This is a genomic window from Flavobacterium frigoris PS1 (genome assembly GCF_000252125.1).
Classification (GTDB): Bacteria; Bacteroidota; Bacteroidia; order Flavobacteriales; family Flavobacteriaceae; genus Flavobacterium; species Flavobacterium frigoris_A.
Map to the genome: position 1 here is coordinate 239,028 of NZ_AHKF01000015.1, position 18,656 is coordinate 257,683.

Annotated in this window: 20 protein-coding genes; 19 read left to right on the plus strand and 1 reads right to left on the minus strand. The window is 34.4% G+C overall.

What is annotated here, in order from left to right:
* Positions 1 to 14 precede the first annotated feature (14 nt).
* From gcvH to HJ01_RS06370, 12 genes are all read left to right on the plus strand, one after another.
* On the plus strand, positions 15 to 395 hold the full coding sequence (gcvH, locus tag HJ01_RS06315) for a glycine cleavage system protein GcvH (protein ID WP_007137497.1): 381 nt from the start codon (positions 15 to 17) through the stop codon (positions 393 to 395).
* Complete coding sequence (locus HJ01_RS06320; RefSeq protein ID WP_007137498.1) at positions 388 to 771, plus strand: VanZ family protein; 384 nt, start codon at positions 388 to 390, stop codon at positions 769 to 771. Before gcvH ends, HJ01_RS06320 begins: the two co-directional genes overlap by 8 nt.
* Before the next feature lie 241 nt (positions 772 to 1,012).
* A complete protein-coding gene (gene deoC / locus HJ01_RS06325; protein ID WP_007137499.1) occupies positions 1,013 to 1,756 on the plus strand; it encodes a deoxyribose-phosphate aldolase in 744 nt (247 codons plus the stop codon).
* A gap of 19 nt (positions 1,757 to 1,775) precedes the next feature.
* Entirely contained in the window at positions 1,776 to 3,899 is a 2,124-nt protein-coding gene (locus HJ01_RS06330; RefSeq protein WP_007137500.1) for a hypothetical protein, read from the plus strand.
* A gap of 173 nt (positions 3,900 to 4,072) precedes the next feature.
* Positions 4,073 to 4,975, plus strand: a complete 903-nt coding sequence (gene cyoE, locus HJ01_RS06335) for a heme o synthase (protein ID WP_193363017.1) — start codon at positions 4,073 to 4,075, stop codon at positions 4,973 to 4,975.
* Positions 4,976 to 4,977: 2 nt separating this feature from the next.
* Complete coding sequence (locus HJ01_RS06340; RefSeq protein ID WP_007137502.1) at positions 4,978 to 5,565, plus strand: heme-copper oxidase subunit III; 588 nt, start codon at positions 4,978 to 4,980, stop codon at positions 5,563 to 5,565.
* Between the two features lie 42 nt (positions 5,566 to 5,607).
* Positions 5,608 to 6,636, plus strand: a complete 1,029-nt coding sequence (locus tag HJ01_RS06345) for a cytochrome c oxidase subunit 3 (protein WP_007137503.1) — start codon at positions 5,608 to 5,610, stop codon at positions 6,634 to 6,636.
* Positions 6,637 to 6,654: 18 nt separating this feature from the next.
* The gene (locus HJ01_RS06350) at positions 6,655 to 7,005 is read left to right on the plus strand and encodes a cytochrome C oxidase subunit IV family protein (protein ID WP_007137504.1); all 351 of its coding nucleotides are present in this window, start codon (positions 6,655 to 6,657) and stop codon (positions 7,003 to 7,005) included.
* Between the two features lie 88 nt (positions 7,006 to 7,093).
* Complete coding sequence (locus HJ01_RS06355; RefSeq protein ID WP_007137505.1) at positions 7,094 to 7,735, plus strand: hypothetical protein; 642 nt, start codon at positions 7,094 to 7,096, stop codon at positions 7,733 to 7,735.
* Between the two features lie 11 nt (positions 7,736 to 7,746).
* On the plus strand, positions 7,747 to 8,433 hold the full coding sequence (locus HJ01_RS06360; RefSeq protein WP_007137506.1) for an SCO family protein: 687 nt from the start codon (positions 7,747 to 7,749) through the stop codon (positions 8,431 to 8,433).
* Positions 8,434 to 8,438: 5 nt separating this feature from the next.
* Positions 8,439 to 8,978 carry a DUF420 domain-containing protein gene (locus tag HJ01_RS06365; RefSeq protein WP_007137507.1) on the plus strand — a complete coding sequence of 180 codons (540 nt, stop codon included), beginning with the start codon at positions 8,439 to 8,441 and terminating at the stop codon, positions 8,976 to 8,978.
* Positions 8,971 to 9,207 carry a hypothetical protein gene (locus HJ01_RS06370; protein WP_007137508.1) on the plus strand — a complete coding sequence of 79 codons (237 nt, stop codon included), beginning with the start codon at positions 8,971 to 8,973 and terminating at the stop codon, positions 9,205 to 9,207. The genes HJ01_RS06365 and HJ01_RS06370 overlap by 8 nt, the downstream gene beginning before the upstream one ends.
* 8 nt (positions 9,208 to 9,215) lie before the next feature.
* Here the strand turns inward: HJ01_RS06370 and HJ01_RS06375 are convergent, their stop codons facing one another.
* Positions 9,216 to 10,622 carry a DUF4403 family protein gene (locus HJ01_RS06375; protein WP_007137509.1) on the minus strand — a complete coding sequence of 469 codons (1,407 nt, stop codon included), beginning with the start codon at positions 10,620 to 10,622 and terminating at the stop codon, positions 9,216 to 9,218.
* A 178-nt stretch (positions 10,623 to 10,800) separates the two neighbouring features.
* On the opposite strand from HJ01_RS06375, the gene HJ01_RS06380 reads away from it, so the two are divergent.
* The 7 genes from HJ01_RS06380 to tsaB all read left to right on the plus strand — a co-directional run bounded on the left by HJ01_RS06380 (position 10,801) and on the right by tsaB (position 18,647).
* Positions 10,801 to 11,502, plus strand: coding sequence for an ABC transporter ATP-binding protein (locus HJ01_RS06380; protein ID WP_007137510.1), 702 nt, complete (start codon positions 10,801 to 10,803; stop codon positions 11,500 to 11,502).
* Positions 11,495 to 12,739, plus strand: coding sequence for an ABC transporter permease (locus tag HJ01_RS06385; protein ID WP_007137511.1), 1,245 nt, complete (start codon positions 11,495 to 11,497; stop codon positions 12,737 to 12,739). Before HJ01_RS06380 ends, HJ01_RS06385 begins: the two co-directional genes overlap by 8 nt.
* A gap of 2 nt (positions 12,740 to 12,741) precedes the next feature.
* The gene (locus tag HJ01_RS06390; RefSeq protein ID WP_007137512.1) at positions 12,742 to 14,007 is read left to right on the plus strand and encodes an ABC transporter permease; all 1,266 of its coding nucleotides are present in this window, start codon (positions 12,742 to 12,744) and stop codon (positions 14,005 to 14,007) included.
* Positions 14,008 to 14,046: 39 nt separating this feature from the next.
* Positions 14,047 to 15,159, plus strand: a complete 1,113-nt coding sequence (locus tag HJ01_RS06395; RefSeq protein WP_007137513.1) for an efflux RND transporter periplasmic adaptor subunit — start codon at positions 14,047 to 14,049, stop codon at positions 15,157 to 15,159.
* An 84-nt stretch (positions 15,160 to 15,243) separates the two neighbouring features.
* Entirely contained in the window at positions 15,244 to 16,614 is a 1,371-nt protein-coding gene (locus HJ01_RS06400) for a TolC family protein (RefSeq protein ID WP_007137514.1), read from the plus strand.
* Positions 16,615 to 16,620: 6 nt separating this feature from the next.
* The gene (locus HJ01_RS06405) at positions 16,621 to 17,910 is read left to right on the plus strand and encodes an efflux RND transporter periplasmic adaptor subunit (protein WP_007137515.1); all 1,290 of its coding nucleotides are present in this window, start codon (positions 16,621 to 16,623) and stop codon (positions 17,908 to 17,910) included.
* 65 nt (positions 17,911 to 17,975) lie between these two features.
* Positions 17,976 to 18,647, plus strand: coding sequence for a tRNA (adenosine(37)-N6)-threonylcarbamoyltransferase complex dimerization subunit type 1 TsaB (gene tsaB, locus HJ01_RS06410; RefSeq protein ID WP_007137516.1), 672 nt, complete (start codon positions 17,976 to 17,978; stop codon positions 18,645 to 18,647).
* Positions 18,648 to 18,656 lie beyond the last annotated feature (9 nt).

Consider the following 18,656-nt stretch of genomic DNA (forward strand, 5'->3'; position numbering starts at 1 on the left):
AATTAGTATTTATTATGAATATACCTACAAATTTAAAGTACACAAAAGATCACGAATGGATTAGCTTAGAAGGTGATGTTGCAACGGTAGGGATTACCCATTTTGCGCAAAAGGAACTAGGGGATATCGTTTATGTTGAGGTAGAAACTTTAGACCAAACTCTGGAAAAAGATGAGGTTTTTGGGACAGTTGAGGCAGTAAAAACAGTTTCTGATTTATTTCTTCCATTAGCGGGAGAAATTGTAGAATTTAACGATGCTCTTGAAAGTACTCCGGAAGCGGTAAATTCAGATCCTTATGGTGCTGGATGGATGATAAAAGTTAAAGTTTCAAATGTTGCGGATTATGATTCGTTACTTTCAAGTGAAGCTTATAAAGAATTGATTGGTGCTTAAACAATTATTCTTTTTGGCGGCTGTATTATGGACAGGAATCGTTTTTACACTTTGTCTGGTTCAATCAGACAGTCTTCCGGTAGTAAACATTGAGAATCTTGATAAAGTGATACATGCTTTTTTTCATTTTGTGTTTACATCACTTTGGTTTTTGTTTTTAATAAGCAATACAAAGGATAAAAAGATATTTATGCCATTGATGATTGCATTCATGCTTTCCGTTTTTTTTGGAATAGCAATTGAAGTTTTGCAAGGATTGTATACGACAACCAGAAGGGAAGATGTACTTGATGTTGCAGCTAATATTTCAGGAGCAACGTTAGCTGTTTTTTCGATCGTTATGTTTTATAGAATCAGACGCTTAGATACAAATTAAAATAAATAATAATCCCGCTTCGGCGGGATTTTTTGATTTAGGGATAGAGTTTTTTTTATTTAGTATTAAATTTATTGGCTGATTGGATTAGTTTTATTTAATCACTAAATTGGCACTTTAAGAATTGTAATTCAGCAATAATTTTTGTTGTATAAAAGTGAATATGGATACAAAACTAATGCAGATTTAATATGTATTTTTGTGCGCCATTGATTAGTATTATCGTGAAATTAATAAAACAATGAACATCAAACAATATTTAGATTCGACCTATTTAAAAACAGCGAGTCAGGCTGGACTTAACCAAAGCCAAAATGAACTTGTTGGTAATAAATTTATTCAAGAAGCCATTGATGAGAAATTCAAACTGATTATGATTCGGCCTGATATGGTTTCCATGGCTAGAAAGATGGTTGAAGCTGCTAATTCGAATGTAGAAATAGGAACAGTAATCGATTTTCCAGAAGGCAAATCAGCAATAGAAGCTAAGCTTAATGAAGCCATGCAGGCAATTCAAGACGGTGCTGATGATTTGGATTTTGTTTGCAATTATGAGGCGTTCAAGGAAGGGAATTTTGACCTAGTAAAAGAGGAGATTCTGAAAGGAACACAATTGGGATTGGATAATAGTAAAGTTGTTAAATGGATCATTGAGGTTGCGGCATTAAATGAGAAGCAAATTGTACAGCTATCTGCTTTAGTAAAAAATGTAGTGGTTTCTAATTTTAAAGAGAAAGATTTCGCTTCTGTTTTTGTGAAATCATCAACAGGATTTTATAAAACTGAAAATAATTTACCTAACGGCGCGACGGTTTCATCTATAATACTGATGTTAGAGAATGCATCGCCACTTCCTGTAAAAGCTGCCGGTGGCGTAAGGACTTACGAGGAGGCTTTAGAGATGATTCGACTGGGCGTAAAACGAATAGGGACGTCGGGAGCAAAAGCTATTGCGAAGGGCGAAAGCACACAATCAGGATACTAAACATTCAATCAAAAGTAACATGTCAAAAGGTTTCTTAATTTTATTTTTATCATTTTTTTCTTTTTTTGCATATTCTCAAAACGGAAATAATAACTCGTCCCAATTGAATTTGAGTCCTGAGCGATTTCCGGTGTTTCCTAAATGTGAAAATTTAGAATCAACAGATCTGGAAAACTGTTTTTATAGTAAAGTTCAAGATTTTGTTTTTCAAAACTTTGTAGTGCCAGAAAGCCTGATGAAGAATGATTTTTCGGGTAATATAAAAGTCCTTTTTGAAGTGGATAGTAATGGGGTTTTTAAAGTAATTTATGTAAATGCTGTCGACGAGGAATTGATACAGGAGTCGAAAAGGGTTTTTGGTAAATTCCCGAAGATTATCCCTTCCACTTATAACGGAAAACCAACGTATTCAAAATACAATATCACGATTTCAATTCCATTAAAGGATTCAGAGACAATTGCTGCAGAAGCGTTAGTGCGTGCCGAAATTTTGCAAAACAAAACAAAGCAGCTTACAGAGCTAGATAGTATTGTCTATAAAAAGTATAATAACCCTGAGTTTAAAAGTCATTTAAATATTCCATTTTCACATAGCTATTATGCTCAGTTTGATGCTTCTTTAAATCAAGTAGGAAGTAATAATCATACGGCCTCAAAACCATATACTTATCTTGAGGTATCGAAATATTATGATTTCAAGGGAGTTAATGATAAACTCAAGAAAAAAGCATCAGGTTGGTGGGCCCGAAAATTATGGAATGAAAATGCGGTTGAAATTCAAGGGGACGGGTATTGGTTAACGCTAAACCCCATTTTGGATTTGCAAGTTGGTAAAGCTTCTCATAGTGATGTATCTTATACTTATGTCAACACTCGTGCACTTAATTTTCGTGGCGGTTTAGGGGATAAACTTAATTTTACAACAACGGTTTTTGAGAGTCAAGGACGTTTTGCAGACTATTTCAATCAATATGCTGAATCTATAAGACCGGCTGGTGGTAACCCTGCAATTATTCCTGGTGTAGGGATTGCTAAAGATTTCAAGTCAGATTCATATGACTTTCCTTTGGCCGAAGCCAATATAACTTTTGCGCCAAGCAAGTATATCGATGTGCAACTGGGCTATGGAAGAAACTTTATAGGTGATGGTTATCGTTCTTTATTAGAAAGTGATGGAGCTAGTCCATATCCGTATTTTAAAATAAACACTAATTTTTGGAAAATTAAATACACTAATACCTATATGTGGCTAAAGGATGTGCGTCCGGAGGTTACACTTGAAAGAACCTATGCTACAAAATTTATGGCAAACCATTATTTGAGTTGGAACGTTTCTAATAAACTTAATATCGGTTTATTTGAATCCGTAATATGGACAAATACTAACGATAGGGGGTTTGACGCCAGTTTTGTCAACCCAATTATCTTTTATAGATCTGTTGAGTTTGCTTCCTCAGCTAGAACTGGAAACGCATTATTAGGCTTCTCGTATAAGTATAAGTGGAATAATCAGGTCAACTTGTATGGGCAATTTCTACTAGATGAGTTTTCTCTCGGAGACATCAAAAGTGGCGATAACAGTTGGAAAAACAAATATGGATATCAGCTGGGTCTAAAGTATTACAATGCGTTTCATGTTGATAATTTATTATTGCAGTTAGAATACAATCATGTGCGACCATATGTATATTCACACAGCGTGCCGATTACCAATTATGGTCATAATAACCAAAGTATAGGCCATCAATGGGGTGGTAATTTCAAGGAATTTATTGCAATCGCACGTTATCATGAAGGAAGGTATTTTGGCGATTTTAAAATTACCGCAGGTACCCGTGGGCTTGATTTTGACACGGCGGAAGATAGTTATAATTATGGTGGAAATATCTATAAGGATTATGATGAAAATAGAGCTTTAGATTCTGGAGTAAAAGTGGGTCAGGGTAATAAAACGGCTGTCTTTATAGCGGATATTCAAGGGGGTTATTTGGTGAATCCGACAACAAATCTAAAGCTTTTTGGAAGTTATATTTATAGGAGTTTTGATCCTACGATGAATACCGCAACTACTTTCAATCAAAGTACTAATTGGTTTACATTAGGAATGCGAGCAGATATCTTTAATTGGTATTTTGATTATTAAGTATTGCTTTAGAATTCATAAGCCTATAATTAAAGATTTAATATTAAATTCGTAATTATAGGCTTTGTGTTTGACTGATGATTTTAGTTTAAAAAAATCCAAATTCTACAATCTAATTTGTCTATCTAATGTGTACCTTTGCAGCAGTTTTATAAAACCTAATGAAAACCGCATTGAATACTACGTCAAATACATTTTCCCTTAAAACGATTTTTCTCGATTTTAAAGAAATCACGAAAGCAGGATTGGCTATCAGTGTTTTATTTTCCTCTATTGCGGGATATTTTCTCGGTTTTGATGAGAAGCACCCTTTTCAATGGTCTGTTTTGATAATGCTTGCTATTGGAGGCTACTGTATGGTAGGTGCTTCTAATGCTTTTAATCAAGTTATTGAAAAAGATCTAGACGCTTTGATGAATAGAACTAAAAACCGACCTGTTCCGGCGGGAAGAATGTCTCCTTCTACTGCGTTGCTAATTGCTAGCTTATTGACGATAATTGGAATTGGTTTGCTTTATATGATTAATCCTAAAACAGCAATGTTTGGTGCGATTTCTATATTTCTATATACTAGTGTTTATACTCCACTGAAAACTGTGACTTCTTTGTCTGTTTTTGTAGGTGCTTTTCCCGGGGCAATACCATTTATGTTAGGTTGGGTTGCTGCAACAGGAGATTTTGGAATTGAAGCAGGGACTTTGTTTTTGATTCAGTTTTTCTGGCAATTCCCTCATTTTTGGGCGATTGGATGGTTTTTATATGAAGATTACGAAAGAGCTGGTTTTTTCATGCTTCCTACAGGAAAGAAGGATAAAGGTACCGCGCTACAAGTTATCTTGTATACTGTTTGGCTAATTATCGCTTCCTTATTGCCTTCTTTAGGTTATACAGGGAAGTTATTTATATCGCCTATAGCGGCTGTACTGGTGTTTTTGCTGGGGCTCTGGATGCTATATTATGCGGTGCAACTATACAAATTGAGAAGTGCTAAAGCAGCAAGAACTTTGATGCTAATAAGTGTTTCGTATATCACTTTGTTACAATTCGTTTATATAATTGATAAATTTTTGAGATAATTATGGAGATTACAATGACAAAAGGCGAACATACAGCGAGGACAGCAAGATCATACAAATTGATATTGTTGTTTGCTATGGTCAGTATGACTATGATGTTTGCGGGACTTACAAGCGCGTTCGTGGTGAGTAAGTCTAGGGTGGACTGGTTAAAGGATTTTGAACTGCCTACGGCTTTCTATTACAGTACTCTTGTGATTATAGGGTGCAGTGTTACTTTTCATTTGGCTAAAAAGGCCATTCAAAAAGATAATAAAAGTGCCACTACTACATTTCTTTTTGCTACTTTAGCCCTGGGAATATTATTTGTGGTTTTGCAGTTTGTAGGGTTTGGTCAAATTGTGGAAAACGGCTATTACTTTACAGGAACTGAGAGTTCAATTACAACAACATTTCTTTATATTGTAACGGTTGTGCACCTGATGCACCTTGCAGGAGGGTTGATTTCTCTTCTAATTATAATTTATAATCATTTTAAACAAAAATACAATTCGACTCAAACTCTTGGAATAGAACTAGGTGCAATGTACTGGCACTTTCTTGATTTCTTGTGGCTGTATTTATTTGTATTTTTATATTTCTTTAAATAAGAAAAAAACGTAAATTTGGGAACTTTTTAACGAATAACTTTTATGGAAGCGACAGTTACTACTGCAAATAGTGAAGAAAAAACTTGGGGAGGCGGCAATGAGCCAATGGGAGCAAGTTATGGTAAATTAATGATGTGGTTTTTTATCGTGTCAGATGCCTTAACGTTCTCTGGATTTTTAGCAGCCTACGGTTTTTCTAGATTTAAATTTATCGAAACGTGGCCATTGGCCGATGAAGTGTTTACTCACTTCCCATTTATGCACGGTGTGTCTGCACCAATGTACTATGTGGCGTTAATGACTTTTATTTTGATTTTTTCATCTGTAACGATGGTTTTGGCCGTTGATGCAGGTCATCAAATGAAAAAAGACAAAGTTGTTCTTTACATGTTTTTAACCATTATCGGTGGTATGATCTTCGTAGGGTCACAAGCTTGGGAATGGAATAATTTCATAAAAGGAGAGTATGGTGCAATTGAGACAAAAGGAGGTAGTTTACTTCAGTTTGTTGACAAGGAGGGGCATCGTGTCGCACTTGCTGATTTTGCTGCAACTTTGCCTGTAGAAAGAGAGCAATTGACAAGGAATAAAGGAAAATGGTTCATGAGTGAGCCTGCTTTGCCATCCTACTCACTAGCTGAAGTTCAGGCAGGTTTTAAAGCTCATCCTGATTTGTTGATAAGAACGGAAGTTATTTATGAGGGAGATGAGGCAACTATGAAGGATGCTAAAATCAATCATGATTTAACCAAAATTAAGCACAAAACAATTTTAACAAGAGAAGAATCTCTGTTAAGATTAGGACAAGCGACTTATGTTGTTGAAGGTGCGAATTTGACAAGGAATGAATACGGAAGTAAATTATTTGCTGATTTCTTTTTCTTTATCACAGGTTTTCACGGTTTTCACGTTTTCTCAGGGGTGATTATAAATATCATTATCTTTTTTAATGTGCTTCTTGGAACTTATGAGAAAAGAGGAAGCTATGAAATGGTAGAGAAAGTTGGTTTGTATTGGCACTTTGTCGATTTAGTTTGGGTATTTGTTTTTACAGTATTCTATCTAGTTTAATTTTTAAAGATTATTATTATGTCACACGTACATGTATCAAATACAAGTAGAATTTGGAAGGTTTTTGGAATATTATCTGCTGTTACAATTGTAGAGGTAATCTTGGGGATTCTTAAGCCAGAAGCATTGCATTTAAATCATTTCTTGGGGATGAACTTGCTTAATTGGATATTCTATGCTCTAACAATATATAAAGCGTACTACATTGTATATGCCTTTATGCACATGGAAGGGGAGAAAAGTAGTCTAAGATCTGCAGTTGTTTTACCTGTTATATTTTTAATATTGTATTTACTTTTCATTCTTTTGACTGAAGGTAATTACATTTATGGGGTTTTTAAAGATTCAACTATTAAATGGAATTTTTAACGATATATTAATTCAAAAAAAAGGGTATCCGCTGCGGCGGATGCCCTTTTTTACTTTATTTTTGTACCCTTAATGACATCTACTCCTAATGAAAAAAAATATTGTTCTTTTTGTTCTTTTTATCTTACCTATCGTTGCCTATCTTTTTTTTGCATCTGGTGTTAATGGTTTTACAAAATTGCCTGTTATAACGCCTAAAATTCCCGATTTTGGGAAATGGGAATCTTTGAATGGTGAAAAAGTAAGTTTAGATAATAAAATTACTATTCTGGGTTTTGCGGGTGAAGACGTTTTAAAGCACAGAGGAAATCTCTTTAATCTAAACGAAAAAATTTATCAACGATACCATACCTTTAAGGACTTACAATTTGTCATGATCTGTCCTTTAGGAACAGAAGGTGACATCAGGAAAATTATGGATGCGCTGGATGAGTTTACTGATGTTTCGCAATGGCATTTTGTTTTTACAACACCTGACCAAATTAATGCGTATTATGACCAACTTAAATTAGTTGGAGAACTGAATAAAGATTCAGGTACTTCAGATGTTTATATTGTAGACAAAGACAGAAGTCTTAGAGGTAGAAAAGAGAAGAAAGGGTACAAAGAAGGATATGATACTTTTCATCCCGCTGATTTGAGTAATGAGATGCTAGATGATTTTAAGGTCATTCTTTATGAATACCGTGCTGCACTTAAGAAAAATCATAATGCCACGAAACAACTTTAAAGTTATAGTTTATGTTTAAAAATAAATCTTACATCGGTATTTCATTTATAATTCTCGTTTTTGGAATTTACGCAGTCCCTAAAATTATTTCCAGAATACAAAACAATGAAGTTGTAAAGGGGGAACGTTTGGACATGGTTAGCGGAGCAAATAGTGATGTTGAAAAGTTAACTAAAATTGGACCAGCTCCAAAATTTGAATTGATTAATCAAGATAATATCAAAATTACAAATGAAACCTACAAGGGTAAAGTATATGTATTAGAGTTCTTTTTTACAACTTGTCCGTCTATATGCCCTAAAATGAATCAAAGTATGCTTGTGATAGAAAAGACATTTTTTGGTAATCCAAACTTTGGTATAGTTTCTATTACGATAGATCCGTCTCACGATACACCATCTGTTTTAAAAGCTCATGCTGAGTTATTAGGGGTTAAATCTTCAAATTGGAACTTCTTAACGGGCGATAGAGAATATATATTTAATTTGGCTAACAAGGGCTTTAATCTTTATGCCGGGGAAAATAGTAATGTAGATGGAGGTTTTGAGCATTCAGGCTTATTTGCTTTGGTTGACAAGAATGGAATTATTCGTTGTAGAAAGGATGATTTTGGTAATCCTATTTTATATTATGATGGTTTAGATAAAAAAGGGGTTAGGGATATACAGCAAGATATTAATGTTCTGTTAAAAGAGTAATTGTTATGAAAGATCAAAGTTTAGAAAAAAAATATAGTAAATGGATTGTTGTTTTATCAGTTACAATTCCGATTGTGGTTGTGTTGCTTTTCAGTGTTAATTTAAAGAAAATGGGATTCGCGGTGGAGCCACTTAGTTTTCTTCCTCCTATTTATGCTTCAATAAATGGTGTTACAGCAGTGCTGTTAATCGCTGCCGTATTAGCAATTAAAAACGGCAAGCGAAAATTGCATGAAAACTTGATGAAAATGGCTATTGGTTGTTCTATTGCGTTTTTAGGTATGTATGTAGCGTATCATATGACTTCTGATTCCACAAGGTTTGGTGGAGAGGGTGCTATTAAATATGTGTACTATTTCATCTTGGTAACGCATATATTTTTATCTGTCATAATTATACCGTTAGTTTTAATAACATACGTTCGTGCATTGGCACAAGTATTCGATAAACATAAAAAAATTGCCAAAATTACCTTTCCTATTTGGCTATATGTTGCCATCACAGGTGTTGTGGTGTATTTAATGATATCTCCTTACTATGTTTAAAAAAAGTAAACTACAGGCTTCTTTAATCGCTTTATGTCTCTTTGTTTTTTCTGCTACAGCAAGTGCACAATGCGCAATGTGTCGGGCGGCATTAGGTGGTGAAGGCAATAAAGTTCAGGCGCAGGCAGTAAATGACGGAATTGTGTATTTGATGTTGATTCCTTATGTTTTAGTAGCTGGTATCGGTTATGCTGTTTATAGATTATACAGAAAGAAGAAATCAGTGTAATCTTTGTGCTATTGTTTTAAGCCGTCAATTGAAATGTTAATTTCACCGCTTACTGCAATAAATGCAATAATGGCATTATTGGTTAATTGGATTTTTTTGAATTCAATGTCTTCCATTTTTCCGTTTACAAAAACTCCAGGCATCGGATTATAATTTTTTAAGTAGGTTAGCATTGTTTGCTTGCCTTCATTTAAATTCGATTGGATCGAATAGCGACAATTTTCCTGAATCTTCCTTAAGATGATTCCCTGCGCAAGCCAGTTAGCAGTGCGCATAAGTTTGTTTTTTGTGTCCAATATGTATTCTAACTTTTCAAAGTAGATTTCCTTTTTTTCGTCATTGTACTGCGGTAAACCTGAGAGGTAGATTGTCCCGTTAACGGATCCCAATAATTCCAAGGCAATTACAATTCTGCCCTCTTTATGCCAAATGGAGACATTCTGTACTTTTACTTTCTTTCCACCTGATCCAAACTCTTGGCCGCTGAAATTCTTTGTCATTATTTTAGAAGCTTCATGGTAACTTGAAACAGCTACAATGTTTGCCTTTACTTGATTTGGTATTTTTGAGACAGACTTCAAAATAATTTTATTGGCATCAAATTTGGTTATTGGTTGTTGCCCTATTAAAGTTTCCATCGTGCACTTCATTCCCATTTGTAATACAAAAGAATCCTCTTTTAATTTTGCAGCGGTAGAGTATATTTCTATAGGTATGATTCTAAGCCAACTCTCGTAGTCATCATTCATTTTAAAAGGAATGCAAATTTGCTCTAATGCTCCTAAGACATTAGGCTTGAAGTCCATGGATTTTGCAATTGCTTCATCTATTTTCTTTTCTATTTTAGATTTAAATAGTTTTATTGCAGGGTTGATAAGGTAGGTTACGGGAACATTTTTTCCAAAAACGGACATTGTGGGTGCTTGATTCCAGTCTAAAGACTTTAAAACCGTCTTTGTTTTTAATTGCCAGTTATTCAAAGCAATATCACTTGTTAACGTAACTATGCCGTTTAAATTAAATTCTCTAGTATTGTAGAGTTCAACTCCCATTGTTTTTGAGCCAATTCTATATTTAATTATTGCCTTTAAAGGAAGGATGGTTTCTATTTTTTCTCCAGAAGTTCCATTGCTGTTTTGGATTGTAATAGGAGCCTGTTTCCATATTTTAATTTCAATATCGTCATCCTCGATAGTGCTGTCATCATAAATCAGTCCATTCAATATCGAATTCGTTTTGTTCTGGATATCTTTCAGTTTTACGCTGATAGGTAGGTTTATAAAGGAAGGGTTGTTCTCGTATACCAAAGGAGTTGCATCGTCTGGTTCTGGTTTTAGTGTATTTATTTTTTGCGAAGTGGAACAGCCCAATAGTAAAGAGCAAAGAAAACTAAGGGTCACAATGTGTTTAAGCATTTTTTGATGTTTTTTGAAGATGTAAAATTAATAAAAGAAATATTTTTTTTTAAAAAACTGTAACAATTATCTTGTAATTAAGTCTTATGAATTAAGATGTTGTGCTACGATTCTGCTTTAGGGTGAATGGTTATTCTGTTTTTTAGAAGAGACTATTGTTTTAAAATATAAAAAAATTATGATAGAAATTAAAGACTTACATAAATCCTATAAAATGGGAAGCTCTGAATTACATGTCTTAAAAGGTATTAATTTTAATATCAAAGAGGGAGAACTTGTTGCTATTATGGGTTCGTCTGGTTCTGGAAAGTCGACACTATTGAATATTCTTGGTATTCTTGACGAAGCTGACTCTGGACATTATATATTGGATAATGTTCCAATTAAAAAATTAAATGAAACAATTGCTTCTAGATATCGCAATCAATTCTTAGGCTTTGTTTTTCAATCTTTTAATTTAATCAACTATAAAAGTGCTTTAGATAATGTGGCTATGCCATTGTACTATCAAGGTGTAAAAAGAAAAGAACGTTATGAAATTGCGATGAGTTACCTTGAAAAAGTAGGCTTAGCAACTCATTATCATCATTTGCCTTCAGAACTTTCTGGAGGGCAAAAACAACGTGTTGCTATTGCGAGAGCTTTGGCATCAAATCCAAAAGTATTATTGGCCGATGAACCTACAGGTGCTTTAGACACAAAAACCTCATATGAGGTAATGGAATTGATTCAAGGTATTAATGACGAAGGAAAAACAATATTAATTGTTACTCATGAGCCAGATATTGCAGCAATGTGTAAAAGGAATGTTGTTTTGAAAGACGGATTAATTATTGACGATAAAATGGTAGAACAAGTAAGAGCTTCTGCGTATGTTTAATGTGGAGCGATGGCAGGAAATATTTGAAGCTATAGCCAAGAATAAGCTGAGAACCTTTCTCACTGGAATTTCTGTGGCTTCTGGTATTTTTATTTTAGTAATACTGCTGGGTGTAGGAAAGGGACTTGAAAATGGGATATCCAAACAGTTTGAAAATGATGCCGAAGGGGTTATTTGGATTTGGGCAGGAACTACTACAAAAGAATATAAAGGATTAAATCCTGGAAGGCAGATTCAGTTACACAATAGTGACCATGAGCTCGCAGTTCAAAAATTTGATAAACAGATAGATAAAGAAAGCGCGAACTACGCGCTTTGGAATGCAAATATAGTTTATGGTAAGGAGACTGGAAACTATGATAATCAAGGGGTAACTCCCGAACATCAAGCAATCGAAAGGCTTACAATTCTCAAGGGGAGATTTGTAAATGTCAATGATATTATCAATAGTACAAAGGTTGCCGTTATTGGCGAAAAGTTGCGATTGGATTTATTTAAAGACAAAGATGCGATTGGGGAGGAAATTTCAATAAGCAATATTAAATTTAAGGTGGTTGGGGTTTTTATGGATCCGGGCGGTGAACGAGAGGAGTCTAGGGCTTATTTGCCATTAAGCACCGTGCAAAAGGTTTTTGTAGGTGGAGACAAGATTAGCAATTTAGCTTTTACCCTTCATCAAAAAGATACTTATGAAGAAGCTTTAGCGGAGTCGGTTCAATTCACAACAGAAGTGAGTCAAATACTTAAAGGGAAAAATACAGTTGCACCAGATGATTTGAGCGGTATTGGTATAAACAGTACCATTGAAAACGTCAAGCAATTTTATGATTTAAACTTATATATCCGATTATTTTTTTGGTGGGTTGGGATTTGTACCATAATTGCGGGAGTTGTTGGGGTGAGTAATATTATGATGATTATTGTAAAAGAAAGAACAAAAGAAATTGGAATCAGAAAAGCACTTGGAGCTTCGCCTTTCTCTATTGTAGTTATGATTTTGCATGAATCTATTTTTATAACTACTATTTCAGGTTTTATAGGGCTTTTGTCAAGTTTGCTATTGCTAGAATTGGTAGGACCAATGGTCAAAAGTGATTATTTTTTGAATCCAGAGGTGAATTTTGGTGTGGCGTTAACCACTTTAATTTTGCTCGTGTTTGCAGGAGCTTTGGCAGGTTTTTTTCCAGCTTATAGGGCAGCAAGTATTAAACCGATTGTAGCACTTAGAGACGAATAACTATGTTTGATAGAGATAGATGGATTGAAATTTTAGAGGCCCTTACGGCAAATACCTTCCGAACGGTTTTAACCGCTTTTGGGGTGTTCTGGGGGATATTTATTTTAGTGATTTTATTAGCAGCTGGGAAAGGTTTAGAAAATGGAGTTAAAAAGGGTTTTGATGGAATTGCGACAAATACCATGTTTATGTGGAGTCAAACTACATCTAAACCGTATAAAGGGCTTCCTAAAACAAGACAATATAGTTTTAAGAACAATGACGTAATTGCGTTAAAGGAAAATTTCCCGGATCTTCTTTATGTTTCTCCACGAAATCAATTAGGAGGGCATAATGAAGCTAGCAATGTTATTAGAGGAACAAAAACAGGTTCTTATACTATTTTTGGAGATTATCCAGAGTTGGTTAAGCAAGAGCAAATGGAAATTGTTAATGGGCGATTTGTGAATCAGCAAGATATTACTTTGAAACGCAAGGTTGCTATTATAGGACGTGGGGTGATTAGTGAATTGTATGAAAGAGCTGAAGAGGTTATAGGAACTTATATAAAAGTAAATGGCGTAAATTTTATGGTGGTGGGTGTTTATAATTCAAAATCCAGAAATAATGGCGATGCTCAATCTGCTCAAAAAAATATATTTATTCCGTTCTCTACTTTTCAGCAGGCATTCAATTATGGGGATACAGTTGGGTGGATGGCATTAACGGCAAATGATAATGCTTCAATTACAGAACTAAAACCGCAAATTTTAGATTTCATAAAATCCAGACATTCGATACATCCAGATGACGATAGAGCTATTGGAAATTTTGATTTATACCAAGAGTTCAGCAAGATTCAAGGTTTATTCATGATTTTAAGATTTATAGCTTATTTCGTAGGGACATTGGTATTGCTTTCTGGAGTAATTGGAATTTCTAATATCATGTTAATTGTAGTAAAAGAAAGGACTAAAGAGATAGGTATTCGAAGAGCATTAGGGGCTACGCCAGCAGCAATACGTTCTCAAATTCTATTAGAGGCTATTTTTTTAACAATTATCGCAGGGATGTTTGGTATTGCAATGGCAACTGGAGTGGTCGCAGTTATTAATATAGTGTTAGATACAATGCCAAGCGAAGGAATGATGTTTGCCGACCCAAGTGTTGATCTAACAGTAGTTTTTATCGCCTTATTTATATTAGTAGGTTCCGGTTTGCTGGCGGGATATATTCCGGCGCAAACTGCAATAAATATCAAGCCAGTAGACGCATTGCGAACAGAATAAATTATCAATCAAAAAATAATCGATTAAATCAAAATCAAAATGAAAAAAGGAGGAACTATAACTATTTTAATTTTTATCGCCCTAGTCTTTTTTGGAGCATTGTATTATTTGTATGCAAAAAATCAGGAAGCTCCAGTTGTTTTTAAAACAGATAAGGCTGAAATTAAAACAATTGTTAAGAATACGATAGCTACCGGTAATATTGTGCCAGACGAAGAGGTGTTGATAAAGCCTAATATTTCTGGAATTATTGAGGTAGTATACATCAAAGCGGGACAAAACGTTAAAGCGGGGGATTTGATTGCTAAAATTAAGGTGGTCGCTAATGTGTCTAATTTAAGTAATTCACAAAATCAATTGCAGTCCGCTAAAATTGAATTAGATAATCAAGAAAAACAGCATCAAAGACAAAAAACTTTATTTGATAAAGGAGTTATTTCTGCTAATGATTATGATGCAGCACAATTAGCTTATAATAGTGCAAAGCAAAATTATAATGCAGCTAGAAGAAGTTTAGATATTATTAAAACCGGAACGACATCAGGACTTGGTGGTTATGCTAATACTTTGATTCGTTCTACCGTAAACGGAATGGTGCTTGATGTTCCTGTGAAAGTAGGGAATCAGGTTATCGAAAGTAATAACTTTAATGAAGGGACGACTATTGCTAGTGTTGCTGATGTAGGCAGAATGATATTTGTGGGTAAAATTGATGAATCAGAAGTTGGGAAAATCAAAGAAAAGTTGCCTATCGAAATTACTGTTGGAGCCATTGAAAATAAAAAATTTGATGCTGTTTTACAATATATAGCTCCAAAAGGAGTGACGGAAAACGGAGCAATCCAATTTGAGATTAAAGCTTCTTTAGAAAATAGGGATGATACTTTTATCAGAGCAGGATTAAGTGCTAACGCTTCTATTATTCTTGAAAAAGCAGATAAAGTTTTGGCTTTGAAAGAAGCGTTAATTCAATTTGATAAAAAAACTCAATTGCCTTATGTTGAAGTAGAAACTGGTTCCCAAAAGTTTGTTAGAAAAAATCTTGTTTTAGGTGTTAGCGATGGGATTTATGTCGAAATTAAAAGTGGAATTAGTGCTTCGGATAAAATTAAAATTTGGAATCAAGGATTGAAAACTCCTGATTCTAAATAATAAAAAAACCTCTTAAAAGAATTTCAGTTAATAGATAAATGTTAAATTTGTGTAGTACCTTTGTTACACTTCCATTCAAAATATATGAAAAAAAATAGTTGGATACCCTTAGTTTTACTCTTTGCTTTTAGTTTGTCGTCACACGCCCAAACTAAAAAATGGACATTGGAGGAATGCGTGAAATATGCATTAGACAATAATATTTCGATCAAACAAACCGAGCTCGATACGGAGTCGGCACTGATTGATAAAAAGGGTGCAATTGGTAATTTTTTGCCTTCATTAAATGCTAATGCAAGCCATTCCTGGAACGTTGGTTTGAATCAAGATATTACCACTGGACTTTTGCAAAACAAAACGACGCAATTTACGTCTACTGGAGCAAGCGTAGGTGTTGATATTTATAAAGGATTACAGAACCAAAATACTCTTAGAAAGGCTAAACTCTCTATAATAGCAGCACAATATCAGTTGACAAAAATGCAAGAAGATATTGCGCTTAATGTGGCTAATGCTTTTTTGCAGGTGCTTTTTAATAAAGAGAATCTGAAAGTGCAGAATGAACAAATGAGTATTAATGAAAAGCAATTGTCTCGTTCGCAAGAGTTGGTGAACGCTGGGACAATTCCAAGGGGAGATCTATTAGATATTAAAGCTACTTTGGCATCAGATAATCAGAAAATTATAACTGCCGAAAATTCATTGTTGATTTCTAAATTAAGTTTAGCACAGTTATTACAGCTTGGTAGTTTTGAAAATTTTGATGTAGTCGATGATACTATGGTAAATGACGAAAACAATATTTTAGCTCAAGAACCTACTGCAATTTATGATAAAGCGAAAGAAGGTAGAACCGAACTGAAAATTGCACAAACTAATTTAGAAATTGCAGAGAAAAATGTGGCTATTGCAAAAGGGGGTTTTCAGCCTACTTTGCAAGGTTTTTATAATTTCAATACGCGTATTTCTTATGCGGATACTGCTTTAAGAGATGGTAATGGAGCAATTATAGGGGTGCAATCTGCGCCGCCGTTCTTTGATCAGTTTAGTAATAATAAAGGACAGTCTTTTGGAGCACAATTGAGTATTCCAATTTTCAATGGATTTTCGACGAGAAACAACGTAGAGCGTTCCAAGGTAAGTTTAGAAAAATCTAAAATTGCATTAGAACAACAAAGTTTAGATTTGCAAAGAAATGTCTATACTGCATTTGCTGATGCTAAAGGAGCATTAAAGTCTCACGAGTCAGCCCTCATTGCTTTGGAGTCTAGACAAGCATCGTATTCTTATGCCAAAGATAAATTTGATGTTGGTTTGATGAATTCTTTTGATTTAAATCAATCTCAAACCCTACTCTCTAATGCACAATCAGAAGTCCTAAGATCTAAGTACGATTATATATTCAAGATTAAAATATTAGAATTCTATTTTGGAATCCCTATCATTAAAAATTAATTAAACATGTCAAAGAAAACAATTTATATCTTAATAGGTAGTGCTGTTGCATTAATCGCATTGTTGATAGTACTTTCAAAAACGGGAGTTATTGGAAATAAAGATGAGGGAAAAGAAGTGGAGATAGCCACGGTTAACGCTTCAAAGATCGTGGAAACGGTTTCGGCGACCGGGAAAATACAACCCGAAATTGAAGTTAAAATTTCTTCAATGGTTTCTGGTGAAATTATTTCGTTGCCTGTAAAAGAAGGTCAAGTTGTAAAGAAGGGAGATTTGTTAGTTAAGATAAACCCCGATTTATATACTTCAAGTTTAAATAGAACTGTTGCCGGTTTATCTGGTTCAAAAGCGGGGTTAACCCAAGCTGATGCTCAGTTTAAAGAGGCTAAGTCAAGTTACGATAGGAATAAAACTTTATTCCAAAAAGGAATAATTTCTAAAGCGGATTGGGATAAATCAATCGCTTCTTTTGAAGTAGCAAAAGCGACTAAACAAACTGCTTATTTTAATGTACAAAGTGCTTCTGCCTCGGTAAGTGAAGCTAAGGATAACTTAGGGAGAACAATTATTTATGCACCAGCTGATGGTACAATCTCTGTGTTGAATGTTGAGTTAGGTGAACGAGTACTGGGTACACAGCAAATGACTGGAACTGAGATTTTGAGAGTTGCCAACTTGAATAACATGGAAGTTGAAGTGGATGTGAATGAGAATGATATTGTTAAAATAAAAGAAGGCGATTTTGCTAAAGTTGAAGTTGATGCTTATTTGAAAAAACAATTCAAAGGAGTTGTTACTAGTATTTCTAATTCGGCAAGTAGTACACTGACTTCCGATCAGGTAACCAACTTTAAGGTGAAAATAAGAATCTTGAAAGAATCGTATGAAGATTTATTGGTAGGTAAACCAGCTGCTTATTCTCCATTTAGACCGGGAATGACTGCAACGGTTGATATTATAACCAAAACAAAGAAAAATGTTTTGACTGTGCCGATTAGTTCGGTAGTTGTAAAAGCGGACACTGCTGCAGTTAAAGAAATCAAAATACCAGAGGATACAGATGAAAAAAATGCAGCTCCTAAAAGCGATAAAAAATTCGAATGTGTTTTTGTAAAAGTGGGTGACAAAGCTAAAATTAGAGTTATTAAGACAGGAATTCAGGACGATGCCAATATCGAAGTGCTGAGCGGTCTGAAAATCGGAGATGTTGTAATAACGGGTCCGTATACCACTGTTGCTAAAGAGCTAAACTCGGGAGACCTAGTTTCTGAAAAAACCGATAAACCAAAAAAATAAAGCTGGAGGCTGATTTGGATCATAATTCTAAAAAGCACTCAAATTAATATCACAAACACTTAAGATTGAATTATATTCTCAACATCGAGACCTCTACTAAAAACTGTTCTGTTTCTATTGCTAAAGCGGGTAAGACCATAATTTGCAAAGAAATTGCAGAAGAAGGATATTCTCATGCAGAAAGATTGCACGTTTTTATAGAGGCAAGTTTAAAAGAAGCAGGAATAACTTATAAAGATTTGTCAGCGATTGCGGTGAGTCAGGGCCCTGGCTCTTATACAGGGCTACGCATTGGTGTGTCAGCGGCTAAGGGATTGTGCTTCGCATTAGACCTTCCGTTAATTGCAGTTGACACATTGAAAGTGTTGGCTTCACAAGTAACAATTTCCAACGGATTGATTGTTCCAATGATTGACGCCCGCAGAATGGAAGTATACAGCGCTATTTTTAATACAGAATTTGAAAAATTAAGAGAGGTACAAGCCGAAATTATCAATGAGGATTCATTCGAAAACCTTCAGGACACAATTTATTTTGTAGGAGATTGTGCTGAGAAGTGTAAAGCTGTTTTGACAAAAGAAAATTTTGTCTTCCTTGACGAAATTAAATATCCTTCGGCAAAGGAAATGAGTGTGCTTAGCTATGAAAAATATAAAAAAAACGACATCGTTGATGTCGCCTATTTTGAACCTTTTTATTTAAAGGATTTTTTGATAACTACTTCAAAAAAACAATAATACGATATA

Excerpts from the sequence above, each read along its gene's own strand:
- gcvH (WP_007137497.1), top strand. The coding sequence starts at position 15 with ATGAATATACCTACAAATTTAAAGTACACAAAAGATCACGAATGGATT.
- deoC (WP_007137499.1), top strand. The coding sequence starts at position 1,013 with ATGAACATCAAACAATATTTAGATTCGACCTATTTAAAAACAGCGAGT.
- HJ01_RS06330 (WP_007137500.1), top strand. The coding sequence starts at position 1,776 with ATGTCAAAAGGTTTCTTAATTTTATTTTTATCATTTTTTTCTTTTTTT.
- HJ01_RS06340 (WP_007137502.1), top strand. The coding sequence starts at position 4,978 with ATGGAGATTACAATGACAAAAGGCGAACATACAGCGAGGACAGCAAGA.
- HJ01_RS06345 (WP_007137503.1), top strand. The coding sequence starts at position 5,608 with ATGGAAGCGACAGTTACTACTGCAAATAGTGAAGAAAAAACTTGGGGA.
- HJ01_RS06350 (WP_007137504.1), top strand. The coding sequence starts at position 6,655 with ATGTCACACGTACATGTATCAAATACAAGTAGAATTTGGAAGGTTTTT.
- HJ01_RS06355 (WP_007137505.1), top strand. The coding sequence starts at position 7,094 with ATGAAAAAAAATATTGTTCTTTTTGTTCTTTTTATCTTACCTATCGTT.
- HJ01_RS06360 (WP_007137506.1), top strand. The coding sequence starts at position 7,747 with ATGTTTAAAAATAAATCTTACATCGGTATTTCATTTATAATTCTCGTT.
- HJ01_RS06365 (WP_007137507.1), top strand. The coding sequence starts at position 8,439 with ATGAAAGATCAAAGTTTAGAAAAAAAATATAGTAAATGGATTGTTGTT.
- HJ01_RS06370 (WP_007137508.1), top strand. The coding sequence starts at position 8,971 with ATGTTTAAAAAAAGTAAACTACAGGCTTCTTTAATCGCTTTATGTCTC.
- HJ01_RS06375 (WP_007137509.1), bottom strand. The coding sequence starts at position 10,622 with ATGCTTAAACACATTGTGACCCTTAGTTTTCTTTGCTCTTTACTATTG.
- HJ01_RS06380 (WP_007137510.1), top strand. The coding sequence starts at position 10,801 with ATGATAGAAATTAAAGACTTACATAAATCCTATAAAATGGGAAGCTCT.
- HJ01_RS06385 (WP_007137511.1), top strand. The coding sequence starts at position 11,495 with ATGTTTAATGTGGAGCGATGGCAGGAAATATTTGAAGCTATAGCCAAG.
- HJ01_RS06390 (WP_007137512.1), top strand. The coding sequence starts at position 12,742 with ATGTTTGATAGAGATAGATGGATTGAAATTTTAGAGGCCCTTACGGCA.
- HJ01_RS06395 (WP_007137513.1), top strand. The coding sequence starts at position 14,047 with ATGAAAAAAGGAGGAACTATAACTATTTTAATTTTTATCGCCCTAGTC.
- HJ01_RS06400 (WP_007137514.1), top strand. The coding sequence starts at position 15,244 with ATGAAAAAAAATAGTTGGATACCCTTAGTTTTACTCTTTGCTTTTAGT.
- HJ01_RS06405 (WP_007137515.1), top strand. The coding sequence starts at position 16,621 with ATGTCAAAGAAAACAATTTATATCTTAATAGGTAGTGCTGTTGCATTA.